Source organism: Flavobacterium palustre, from assembly GCF_014639535.1.
Lineage (GTDB): Bacteria > Bacteroidota > Bacteroidia > Flavobacteriales > Flavobacteriaceae > Flavobacterium > Flavobacterium palustre.
In genome coordinates this window covers 48,331-61,210 of the sequence record NZ_BMGA01000011.1, presented here as the reverse complement: position 1 = coordinate 61,210, position 12,880 = coordinate 48,331, and the positions used below count along the sequence as shown (strand labels likewise).

General features: G+C 35.3%; 9 protein-coding genes. All 9 read right to left on the bottom strand.

Translation table 11 applies throughout. The features are described from left to right. Nucleotides 1-477 precede the first annotated feature (477 nt). Nucleotides 478-1,656: an aldose epimerase family protein gene (locus tag IEV84_RS15815; protein WP_188495695.1), complete on the bottom strand. Its 1,179-nt coding sequence runs from the start codon at nucleotides 1,654-1,656 to the stop codon at nucleotides 478-480. A 101-nt stretch (nucleotides 1,657-1,757) separates the two neighbouring features. Continuing rightward, nucleotides 1,758-3,266, bottom strand: coding sequence for an L-arabinose isomerase (araA, locus tag IEV84_RS15810; protein ID WP_188220603.1), 1,509 nt, complete (start codon nucleotides 3,264-3,266; stop codon nucleotides 1,758-1,760). A gap of 49 nt (nucleotides 3,267-3,315) precedes the next feature. After that, a complete protein-coding gene (locus tag IEV84_RS15805) occupies nucleotides 3,316-4,017 on the bottom strand; it encodes an L-ribulose-5-phosphate 4-epimerase (RefSeq protein ID WP_188495692.1) in 702 nt (233 codons plus the stop codon). A 9-nt stretch (nucleotides 4,018-4,026) separates the two neighbouring features. After that, nucleotides 4,027-5,694 (bottom strand): ribulokinase, encoded by a 1,668-nt coding sequence (locus tag IEV84_RS15800; RefSeq protein ID WP_188495690.1) that lies wholly within the window; start codon nucleotides 5,692-5,694, stop codon nucleotides 4,027-4,029. A gap of 137 nt (nucleotides 5,695-5,831) precedes the next feature. Then, complete coding sequence (locus tag IEV84_RS15795) at nucleotides 5,832-7,817, bottom strand: alpha-L-arabinofuranosidase family protein (protein WP_188495688.1); 1,986 nt, start codon at nucleotides 7,815-7,817, stop codon at nucleotides 5,832-5,834. Between the two features lie 86 nt (nucleotides 7,818-7,903). Further along, entirely contained in the window at nucleotides 7,904-9,022 is a 1,119-nt protein-coding gene (locus IEV84_RS15790; protein WP_188495686.1) for a family 43 glycosylhydrolase, read from the bottom strand. Nucleotides 9,023-9,181: 159 nt separating this feature from the next. Then, nucleotides 9,182-10,162, bottom strand: coding sequence for an arabinan endo-1,5-alpha-L-arabinosidase (locus IEV84_RS15785; protein ID WP_188495685.1), 981 nt, complete (start codon nucleotides 10,160-10,162; stop codon nucleotides 9,182-9,184). Nucleotides 10,163-10,214: 52 nt separating this feature from the next. Beyond that, a complete protein-coding gene (locus IEV84_RS15780; RefSeq protein WP_188495684.1) occupies nucleotides 10,215-11,204 on the bottom strand; it encodes a glycoside hydrolase family 43 protein in 990 nt (329 codons plus the stop codon). A 7-nt stretch (nucleotides 11,205-11,211) separates the two neighbouring features. After that, nucleotides 11,212-12,759: an alpha-N-arabinofuranosidase gene (locus tag IEV84_RS15775; protein WP_188495683.1), complete on the bottom strand. Its 1,548-nt coding sequence runs from the start codon at nucleotides 12,757-12,759 to the stop codon at nucleotides 11,212-11,214. Between the last annotated feature and the right edge of the window lie 121 nt (nucleotides 12,760-12,880).

The following is a 12,880-nucleotide window of genomic DNA, read 5'->3' as shown; positions in this document are numbered from 1 at the left end:
TGAAACTTATTTTTTGGGTTTTTTAGCCTTTGTAGGAGTTTAGATGAACGAAGGCTGCGTTTCGAGGCTTTTCCACAAAGGTTCACTAAGAAAACACAGAGATTCGCTAAGAGGTTTTCCTGAATTTAGAGTAAAAATACGTTAGAATAATCAATTATAAAACCACCCCGCCCTACGGGCACCCCTCCAATGGAGGGGAAATATTCAATAATTAAGTTTGAACCTCATTTTTTATTCTCTCTTATTATATACTAAAAACAACATTCTCTTATAAAAACAAATGACCTAGCCCTGATAGTAACGGAAATCCTTTCTTGACGGGGTTCGGCAAGAAAGATTGTAGCGGATAGCAGGAAAGAGCTCCTAAAAACTACTCTTATATATGTATTGATTTTACTTAATTGAAAGACATAAAAAAAACCTGTCTCATTTAGAACGAGACAGGCTGTATGGTTTAAACTAACTCTGTTTACTACATTATTTGGTAGAAAACTTGAAAGTAGTTTTAGTTTTATAGTTTTCTCCCGGGTTTAAAACCGTAGTTGGAAAATCTTTTTGGTTAGGAGAATCCGGATAATGTTGTGTTTCTAAACAAAGTCCGGTTCTGTGTGCGTAAGTTTTACCGTCTCTTGTTGGCAAAGTTCCGTCTAAGAAGTTCCCTGTGTACAATTGGATTCCAGGTTGGTCAGTATACACTTCCAATAATCTACCACTAGTTGGTTCGTAAGCAGAAGCCGCAAAACGGAAACCTTTGTCCTGATTATTCAACACCCAGCAATGATCATAACCTAATCCTTTTTTCAATTGATCATTTGTTACTTCAATATCTTTACCAATTGCTTTTGGTTTTCTGAAATCAAAAGGAGTATTCGTTACATCATCTAATTTACCTGTTGGAATAAGGTCAGCATCCACAGGAACTAACTTATCAGCATCAATAGTAATTTCATTATTCAAGATAGTTTTAGTAAAATCTCCTGATAAGTTGAAATAAGAATGCTGTGTAAGGTTTACAACTGTTTTCTTGTCGGTTGTTGCCTCATATTGCACATCCAAAGAATTGTCATTATTTAAAGTATAAGTAACAAAAACCGTCAGATTCCCAGGATAACCTTCTTCCATATCTTTACTAATGTACTTCAATTTCAAAACTGCAGCATTACCACCTTTAGCTTCTTCAACAGTCCATATTCTTCTGTGGAATCCTTCCGGACCTCCGTGTAAAGCATTTTTACCATTATTAGTAGCTAATTGGTATTCTTTACCATCCAAAGTAAATTTACCTTTAGCAATACGATTTCCATAACGACCGATTAAAGTCCCAAAATAAGGATTCTCTTTAGTATATTGTTCGAAATTATTAAAACCTATTACCACTTCTTCAGAAACCCCAGCTTTATTAGGCACTTTTAAAGAAGTAATAATTCCTCCATAAGTCATAATATCCACTTCCATCCCTTTTTGATTTTTCAACTTGTAGCTGTCAATCTTTTCACCTTTGGCAGTAGTTCCGTACTCAGATTTTTCAATGGTTACACTGTCTTTTTGAGCAACATTTTGTTCCTGGTTTTCTTTCTTTTCCCCTTTACACTGAACAGAAAGTCCTGCTGTAGTAATAACAGCCAATCCTAAGACACAACTTTTTAATAAATTCATAATTTTTATTTTATTAGGTTAATGATAATAGAGAAGCCATAAAGCCAAAAGTAACATTAACTTTTGACTTTATGACTTGGTAAATTTGTTTCTAAAAAAGATTACAATCCAGTTTGGAATAAATGGTAGTAAGCTTCATTTGCATTCAAAGTTTCTTTGAAAGAACGGATTTTAGTATCGTTGTCGATAACTACTAATTCGATTCCTGCAATATCAGCAAAATCTTCCATAAACTCAGTAGTTACCGCCTGGCTGTAAACTGTATGGTGAGCACCACCTGCTAAAATCCAAGCAGTAGCAGCGATATCCAAGTTAGGTTTACAATCCCAAAGTACACGGGCAACCGGTAATTTTGGTAAATCAGCCATTGGTTTTACAGCAGTTACTTCGTTAACGATTAAACGGAAACGAGTTCCCATATCTACCAATGAAACATTGATAGCATCACCTGCAGGTGAATTGAATACCAAACGAACAGGATCTTCTTTTCCACCAATTCCTAATGGGTGAATTTCACAAGAAGGTTTTCCGTCAGTAATAGAAGGACAGATTTCCAACATGTGAGAACCTAAAACATAAGATTTCTCAGGCGTAAAGTGATAAGTATAATCTTCCATGAAAGAAGTTCCTCCTTCAAGACCGATGTTCATTACTTTTAAAACACGAACCATAGCAGCTGTTTTCCAGTCACCTTCTCCACCAAAACCATAACCATCAGCCATTAAACGCTGAGTTGCAATTCCTGGTAATTGCTTTAATTCTCCTAAGTTTTCAAAAGTATCCGTGAAAGCACCAAAACCACCTTCTTCTAAGAATGCTCTCAAACCTAATTCGATTTTAGCAGCATCCAATAAAGATTGTCTTTGCTCACCACCTTTTTGCAATTTTGGAGCTAAATTGTAAGATTCTTCATAAACCGCTACTAAAGCATCTACTTGTGCATCAGTAACTAATTTCATTTTATTAACGATATCAGAAGAGTCGTATCCATTTACAGAAACACCAAAACGTATTTGAGCTTCTACCTTATCTCCACAAGTTACAGCAACTTCACGCATGTTGTCACCAAAACGTGCTACTTTTAAATTTTGCATTTCGTCCCAACCTAAAGCTACTCTAGTCCAGTTTCCTAATTTTTGCTGAACACGCACATCTTCCCAGTGACCTACAACCACTTTACGTTTTTTACGCATTCTTGACATGATGTAACCAAACTCTCTGTCTCCGTGAGCTGATTGGTTCAAGTTCATGAAATCCATATCGATAGAAGCCCATGGAATTTCAGCATTGTATTGTGTATGTAAGTGACATAATGGTTTTTTAAGGATACTTAAACCATTGATCCACATTTTAGCTGGTGAAAAAGTGTGCATCCAAGCGATAACACCAATACAGTTTTTGTTTGTATTTGCTTCCAAGCAAATATCAGTAATCTCACTAGGTGATTTTGCCACTGACTTGTAAACTACTTTTACAGGAACGTGAGATGAAGCATCGATTCCTTTAGCAATAGCCTGAGAGTGAACAGCAACTTGTTTTAAAGTTTCTTCTCCGTATAAATTTTGGCTACCTACTACAAACCAAACTTCTTTTTTAGAAATATCTATCATTTTTTATTTATTGTTTAATCGTTTATTTATGTGTTTTTGAAATCAAAATTTACTGTCCGTAATACGAATCTTTTCCGTGTTTACGTTCGTAATGTTTTTTAATTAAAGAATCTTTCAATCTTGGAGCAGCCGGATTAATTTGCAAAGTCAAATAAGCCATTTCAGCACAAACCTCTAATACTTTAGAGTTATAAACTGCTTTAGCTGCATTTTTTCCCCAGGCAAATGGACCGTGATTTCCAAGTAAAACCATTTCTACTTCTTCGTAAGAAAGATTTTTTTCTTTGAAACAATCCAAAATCTGGATTCCTGTATTGTGCTCGTAATTTCCTTCGATAAGATGATCAGCCATTGGAGCAGCACATGGAATATCAGCTGTTAAATGATCCGCATGAGTAGTTCCAAAAATTGGAATATCTCTTTGAGCCTGAGCCCAAGCCACTGAGTATGTAGCGTGAGTATGAGCAATTCCTCCAATATTTGGCCAATGCTTGTACAAATAAGCATGAGTTTTTGTATCAGAAGAAGGACGTTTGTCTCCTTCGATAATGTTATTATCAAAATCAACAATAACAATATCCTCTGCTTTTAATTCCTCATAAGGAACACCACTTGGTTTAATAGCAAAAACGCCATTTTCTCTGTCAACAGCACTTACATTTCCAAAAGTATATACTACTAAATTCAATTCGTTTAGTTGCATATTAGCTTCGTAGCATTCTTGTTTTAACGCTTGAAATTTTGAACTCATCTTTATTTATTATTTTGTTATCGATTCAACGAACTGACTTAATTCAGAATAAGAATCCATCAATTCCTGGTATTTTTCAATTTTATCAGCCTGAGGGAAATATTCGCTTTCAAAATCACTTCCCATTTTTTTAGCCGCTTCAATTACGTTTGGATAAATTCCGGCAGCAACAGCAGCATAAATAGCAGCTCCTAAAGCAGGCGCCTGATCAGAAGCACAAACTTTAATTGGCTTATTCAACACATTCGCTAAAGTTTGCATGATAAATGGCGATTTTCTGGCCACACCACCAATTCCGATAACGCTGTCAATACGAACACCTTCTTCTTCAAAACGATCCACAATTTTCTTAGAACCAAAACAAATTGAATTGATTAAAGCTTTGAAAATATGTGGCGCTTTAGTTCCTAAAGAAAGATTCGTCATTGCACTTTTCAATCCTTGGTTAGCATCCGGAGTTCTACGACCATTTACCCAATCCAAAGCAGTTGGAATACTTTCTGACAATGGAATAGCTTCTGCCTGTTCAGTTAATGTTTTGATGAAATTAGATTCTACTTCCTCTTTCAACTGCGCTTTTTGCTCAGCAGATAAAACGTCAGAAGTGTAAACTAAATTATTCAATGGCCATGACAAAGTATCTTTGAACCAAGCCAACACATCTCCAAAAGCAGATTGTCCTGCTTCTAAACCGATGTATCCCGGAATTACAGAACCATCAACCTGTCCGCAAATTCCTTTCACTGTTTTACTTCCCACAGCTTCATGAGAAGCCACAATAATATCACAAGTTGAAGTTCCCATTACACGAACTAATGCGTGCTCATCAATTTTAGCACCTACAGCTCCTGAATGTGCATCAAAAGTTCCAACAGCAATAATTGTATCGGTAGTTAAACCTAATCTTGTTGCCCATTCCTGATTTAATTTTCCGGCAACTAAATCTGAAGTATAAGTTTCATTATATAATTTACCTCTTAATTGAGCCAAATAAGGATCTAATTTTGTCAGGAATTCTTCCGGTGGTAAACCATTCCAGTCTTCGTGCCACATTGCTTTATGTCCTGCTGCACAACGGCTTCTTTTGAAAGTAGCTAAATCTTTATCATCAATTAACAAGAAAGTCATGTAATCACAGTGCTCCATCCAAGAGTGAGCGGCATTTTTTACAGCTTCATCTTCACGAACAATGTGTAGAATTTTTGCCCAAAACCACTCAGAAGAATAAATTCCTCCTTCATATTTGGTAAAATCTTCACCACCCCAAGAAACAGCCAATTCATTAATTTCGTTGGCTTCATTGATAGCAGTATGGTCTTTCCACAGAATCATCATCGCATTTGGATTGTGCTCAAATTCTTTAGTTAAAGATAAAGGAGTTCCCTCTGCATTTACAGGAATCGGAGAAGATCCTGTTGTATCGATACAGATACTTTTTATTTCTGAAGGATTAACATTTGCCTGAGCAACAACTGATTTAATTGTTGATTCCAATCCCTCAATATGATCCAAAGGATGCTGACGGAATTGATTGATTGACGGATTACAATATTCATTGTTTTTCCATCTCTTATAATGACAAACGTCTGAGGCTAATTCTTGCCCGTTTTCGGTATCAATTAATACGGCACGAACTGAGTCTGAACCGTAATCTAAACCTATTACATAATTTTTCATCTTCATTTTTTAAAATATGGCTACAAATATAGCACAAAATTATATGAAGTGTAACACTTACACTTCATATAATTTTATTAAATTATTATATTTTTTGTTTTAAAAATAAGTCTGCTAGCATTTTGTAAAATTGAAATTTATTTCAACTTTAACTTCAATACCACAAAAGAATATGCAGGCAAACTCACCGCTGCTTTTTTCCCAGCAGTTTTATACTCTTTTTCTACAGGAATAATTTTTGTTGGCTCGGCCAAAGTATTATAATCCTCTAACTTTTCATGAGTCAACACAATCATTTTTCCTTTAGATTCGACACTTTTGCCTGATAAATTGATTTCAACATCCTGCGCTTTTTCTGATGTATTTACCAATTTTACAATCAGCTCTTTTGTATTTACATCAGTTGCTGCAGTAGCATACAATTCATTTTGTCCCGTTAAGGCTTTTCCATCCTTAGTTATTGATAAAACATCTGTTCCTTTATTATTAGAATACAATTTTTGTACATAATAATTAGCCGTTCCGTAAGAATTCAAATTATCATACCAAATCATATCAGGAGCCCATTGATAAGCCTCAACATGAGCCATTAAAGGCGCATAAGAAGTTAAATGGACCATATCGGCATTACGCTCTAAACCTGTCATAAAAGCGGATTCAGAAAGAGCCGACAACCAGTTATTTTCTTTAAATCCGTCTTCAACTCCTTTAGGATGTGCCGCATATTCCCCTGCAAAAACCTTAGGTCCTTTTCGGTCATAATTATCATAACGTGCTGCATTTTCTTTAAACCATTCCGGATTTTTATAATAATGCTCATCAACAATTTCTGCGTTTAATTTTTTCAACTCCTCCCATCCATAATCAAACATGGCTCCGTCAGGCGAAGGTCCTGAACCGGAAACAATTGTTATGTTTGGATATTTTTCTTTTATCGCTTTTGCAAAAACCTTATATCTTTCAATATACTGTGGTCCCCATTGTTCGTTTCCAACTCCAATAAATTTCAGATTAAAAGGATTAGGATGTCCCATATCGGCACGTAATTTCCCCCATTTAGTTGTCACAGCACCATTGGCAAATTCAATTAAATCCAAAGCATCCTGAACATAAGGATCTAATTCTTCCAATGGAACCAATTCTCCTGTGTTGTACTGACAGGCAATTCCACAACTTAAAATTGGCAGAGGCTGTGCTCCTATATCTTCTGAAAGTTGGAAATACTCATAAAATCCTAAACCAAAAGACTGGAAATAATCAGGAGCCTGCTTGTTTTTAAACTCCACATTCCATCGGTTAATCATCGTTTCACGGTCTTCAACCGGTCCAACTGTTTTTTTCCATTGGTATCTGTTATCCAGCGTCATCCCTTCAACAATACAACCTCCGGGAAAACGAATAAATCCCGGTTTCAAATCATACAATAACTGAACAATGTCTTTACGCAAACCATTTTTTCGGTTCTTCCAGGTTTCCTGAGGGAATAACGAAATCATATCCAAATCGATAATTCCTGTACCTTCAAAACTAATTTTCAACTGAGCCTTAGCTTCTGTTCCGGTAGCAATAATTTGAGCCGAATAATCTTTCCAATCTGATGACGAAGGAACAATTGTTGTTTCTCCTAAAACATTTTTGTTAGCATCTATAAATTGGACGATTATCTTTTTTATTGCATTATCATGATTCGCTGCTTTTAAAGAAAGATTGTATTTAACATCTTTCCTGATCCCCATACCTCTGAAACCTTCATTAATAATTTGATATGCTTTATCGTTATTAATCGTAACTCTGCAAAAATCAGCATTTTTTGGATTCCCTTCGGTACGCATAGGAAGTGCTAAACCCGACTCCTTATTCATAGAATGCGTACTACTGTTAGGTTGTGACCATCCCATAAGCGGAGCATTGAATTCAAATGAACGGTTTTTTACCATTTCGGCATACAAACCACCATCGGCAGCAAAATTGATATCTTCAAAAAAGACACCATACATTGTTGGTTGGATTTTGGTAATTGATTTTGTCAAATCAATATCTAAATTGGTTTTCTGAGCATTTGCCAAAAAACTGCTAAGCAATAAACCGTACAACGTACTTTTACTTATTCTATTTAGTTTCATTTTTTAATCTTTCTTTTTTATTAGAGTAAAAATTAACAAAAGGATTAATTTTAATCGCTCTGTTACAAAGTTTCCCCTTTATATCTTTAATTATATTCAAATATTGGTCTTCCGTTATCATCAAATTTTAATTTCATCATTCTCGCATGACGATTAGGGTCATATAACGGGTCTGCAATAATTTCTTTCAACGGTCTTTTATCTGTCGCAGGCACAACTTTTGGATCGCCAACAGCTTTTTCGTAATCCCTTGCATGATAAATTACTAATGGTTCTCCGTTTTCATCTACTGTGAAGGAGTTATGTCCTGGCCCATAAATCTTTTTTGCTTCATTGGTTTTTAATACCGGATATCTGGATTTTTTCCAGGAATTTCTATCTAATATATCAGCATTTTCGTCTGCTTCCATCATACCCATGCTATAACATGCACCAGTAGCACTTGCCGAAAAAGTAATGTAAATTTTTCCTTTGTTTTTAATAACTGCAGGACCTTCATTCACCCAAAAATCGATGCGTTCCCAATCATAATCAGGAGTTGTTAGCATAAACTGAACTGTTTTTAGTTTTACGGGTGATTCCATTTCGGCTAAGTACAAATTAGAAGCCGCGAACTGTCCTCCCGTTTTTTCTGCCCAACAGAAATAGCGTTTATTTTTATGTTCAAATACAGTACCGTCCAGAGAAAAATCGGTAAAGCTTTTTGGATCTGCATCAGCTGCCTGCATTTGTCCAAGCTCAATCCACTTATCATGTAAAGGATCTTGACCAGTACACTCCAAAACATAAGGTCTTAATTTCCAAATATCGTCTTCTTGGCTTGCTGCAAAATACACATACCATTTTCCTTCTAAATAGTGAATTTCCGGAGCCCATACGTGACGACTCATTGGTCCGCTTTTATGTTTTTCCCATACTCTAAAAGTTTCGGCATTTTGAAGTTCATTAATAGATTTTGCACGTCTTAACTCTATAGCGTCGTAGGTTGGTACCGATCCTGTAAAATAGTAATACCCATCTGTATGTTTATAAATAAACGGATCTGCTCTTTGCAACACAATAGGCTTGTTAGATAAGGTTGTTTTTGCATTTGTAGCCACTTCCTCTTTTGACTTATCATTTTGCCCTTTTTTATCGTTACAGGAAGCTACACTTACCAAAACAAGTGCTGATAATGCCAGTTTTTTTAATCTCTTTGTTTTCATGTTATACTTTAATTAAATTAATTTGAGAAGTGGGTTTTGATGCGTTTATTACCAGCTATTCTAATATTTAAGTTCCATTACAAGATTGTCCTCTCATAGCGGTATAAAAAAAACAAGCCATTTATTTAACAATCAACTTATTAAGTTAATGTTGATTACTTATAAACTTGGCCAGAAATCAGCATCCCATTTCAACTCTTTGATTTCTAATTTTGGTCTTCCGTTATTCTTTACTTCATAAGCATGATAAACGATATAGTCTACGCCATCAAAAGTATAGGCGCTATTATGTCCCACACCATAAAAATTCTCATCACCCTGAACAACTAAGGTTCCTCCTCCTTCGTTTAATAATTTTCCGTCTTTATCAACATAAGGTCCTGTAATGTTTTTTGATCTGCCAACAACTACTTTATATGTACTTTCTTTCCCTCTGCAACATAAATCCCATGATAAAAACTGATAGTAATAACCGTTCTTTTTGAATATAAAAGGAGCTTCTAAAGCAGCGTCTCCAGGATTAGTGTCTTGTAATTCAAAAGTTCTTTTTCGTTTTGAAATAGTATACCATTCCTGCGGTTGAGCAATTGATGATAAATCAGCATTTAATTTTACCATTTTCAGCCCTTCCCAAAAAGAACCAAAAGCCAACCAAGGTGTATTATTTTCGTCGAACGTCAAATTAGGATCTATAGCATTCCACAAATCACGATTTGGAATAGACTGAATGACAATTCCGTGATCGACCCATTTGTATGAAGGATCTTTCGGATCTAAAGTCGTATTGGTTGCCAAGGCAATCGCCGAAGTATTTTTTGCGAAAGCGGAAACCGAATAATACAAATAGTACTGATTGTTATGAAATGAAATATCCGGTGCCCAAATATGATTTTTGAAATCAGGAACAATCGCATCTACCCAAGTTGGTTTTTCATTGAATACTGCGGGTTCCGGATTCCAATTTTTCAAATCTTTTGAACTAAAAACACTAATTCCGCGTCCCGTACAGTACAAATAATAGGTATCTTTTTGTTTAATCATCACCGGATCGTGTACTGAAATGCTTTGCGCCAAAGCGGATGAACCAATTAGAACAGTTAGAAAAAAGAATAATGACTTTATTTTAAAATATAATTTCATACTTTTTTAATTTATTTCTACGTTTTCTGAAATCTGATTTCTGCAAACTGCGCTACTGAGTGATTCCTTCTGATGTCATTACCACACGTTTCATTGTTCCGTCCGGATTGTAATACAAACGATCCACACAAACTGACCTTCTAAAACTTCCTCCTTCAGTTGGGATAACTCCGTTATGGTAAATGAAATACGATTTCCCTTTAAAATCAATGATTGCCTGATGATTGGTATTTGAATTTCCGGCAACTTCGTTCAAAATACCTTTGTATTCCCAAGGTCCGGTAACTGATTTACTCATAGCATAAGATATTTTTTCAGGAAACTGAGAAGCATAAGACAGATAATATAAACCTTTGCGTTTGTGAATCCATGGTGCTTCGGTAAAATTTGGTAAATCTATCGTTTGGATTGGTCCATCCATTTCAATCATGTTTTCTTTTAATTTCACATAATTACAAACGGTATTTCCCCAAAAAAGATACGCCTGACCATCATCGTCAATAATAACAGAAGGATCAATATCATCCCAACTAATTTTTGTTTTAGTTGTCATGTCATTAGTGATTAATGCTTTTCCTAAAGCATCTTTGAAGGGTCCTGTTGGACTATCCGAAACCGCAATTCCAATTGATTTTCCATGAATAGCTCCATGCGTAATAGCAACATACCAATAGAATTTTCCGTTTCTTTCAATCACCTGTCCCGCCCAGGCATCACCTTTGGCCCATGCAAAATCAGAAGTTTTTAAAGGGATTGGATGTTCTTGCCAATGTACCATATCCGAAGAAGAATACACCAGCCAATCATTCATTCTGTACGATTGCACTCCTTTTTCAGGAACATCGTGTCCTGTATAAAGATAAACTTTGTCTTTATAAACTAAAGCAGCAGGATCGGCAGTATACTTATCGGTTATAATAGGATTATTCATTTTCAGCGATTGCTGATTTTCGGTATGAGCTGATTCTTTTACAGCAGCCGTTTTACAGGAAACGGCTGCTGATAAAAGACTCACACTATATAATATTGTTTTGATTTTCATTCTCCTTTTATTTTCCTTCTAATACTACAACTGAAAATGCTGGAATAGTCAATTCTAATTTTCCTTTTGCATTTTTAAATCCTTTAAATTCCTTAGGTTCAATTGCATTAGGTTTCTCAAATGAGTTGTAATCCTGTAATTTTTTAGAAGTCAAAATGGTTGCTGTTACATTTTTCAAACCAAGTTCATTCAAATCAATTGTTATTGTATTTTCTTTCTTAGAATCAACATTTACTAATGAAATATGTACTAAACCGCTTTTGTCTTTTGAAGCAGAAGCTGAAATTGCAGGCAGACTTTTACCTTCAAAAGTGTACATTGGTGAAGTAAAGCTAACCGGCAACAATTCAGCATCCTGATGAACTCGGTACATTTTCATAACATGATAAGTTGGCGTCAAAATCATTTTAGCCTCATCAGTTAAAATTACCGCTTGTAACACATTAACACATTGTGCTAAGTTAGCCATACGCACTCTGTCAGCATGATTGTTAAAAGTATTCAAGGTTGTACCAGCAATCATAGCATCACGCATGGTATTTTGTTGGTACAAAAATCCTGGATTAGTTCCTTTTTCTACTTCATACCAGCCACCCCATTCATCCACAGCCATAGTTACTTTTTTGGCAGGATCATATTTATCCATAATAGCGGCGTGTTTAGTAACCAACTCTTCCATTTTTAATGCCGATTTCATCGTTTCAAAATATTGATCTTCGCTAAAATCTACTGCATCTCCTTTTTTATTCCAATTAATAACAGCATAATGATGTACTCCTAGCCCCCCTATCATATTGGTAGGAATATTTTTCATCAAAACTTCTGTCCAATTGTAATCGGCACCATTTGATCCAGATGCAATACGAGTGATTCCTCCTGTATTTTCCCAATCTGACATAAAAGTGGCATATTTTCGATATTCACCTGCATAATATTCCGCAGTCATATTTCCTCCACATCCCCAGGCTTCATTACCAACGCCCCAGAATTTCACTTTCCAAGGTTCATTTCTTCCGTTTTTCTTACGCAAATCACTCATCGGACTTTTACCTGCAAAGTTCACATACTGAACCCAGTCGGCCAATTCCTGAACAGTTCCACTACCAATATTACCAGCCAAATAAGGTTCAGCTCCTAATACTTCGCATAAATTTAAAAAATCGTGAGTTCCAAAACTGTTATCTTCCGTTGTTCCTCCCCACCATTGATTTACAATTGTTGGTCTGTTTTCTTTTGGTCCAATACCGTCTTTCCAATGGTAAGTATCAGCAAAACATCCTCCAGGCCATCTTAAATTTGGAATTTTCAATTCTTTTAAAGCGGCAATAATATCGTTTCTGACTCCGGCAGTATTTGGAATTTTAGAAGTATCCCCAACAAAAAAACCTCCGTAGATACATCTCCCTAAATGCTCTGCAAAGTGACCATAAATATTTTTATTAATAACAATTGGGTTTTCCGCTTTTTTAATACTCAAAACTGTGGTTTCTTTTTGTGAAAAAGCAAGTTGATTGCAAAAAGTAAAAATCAACAATAACATTAAATTTTTTTTCATTCCAGTTACATTTTTTATTGGTTATAAGTGTATGTTTAACATTTGTAAATATAGGCAAAATAAAAAGATAAAAACAAGCTATAAATAAACTCTGTTTGTATTTTAACAAAAACCCTTTCTG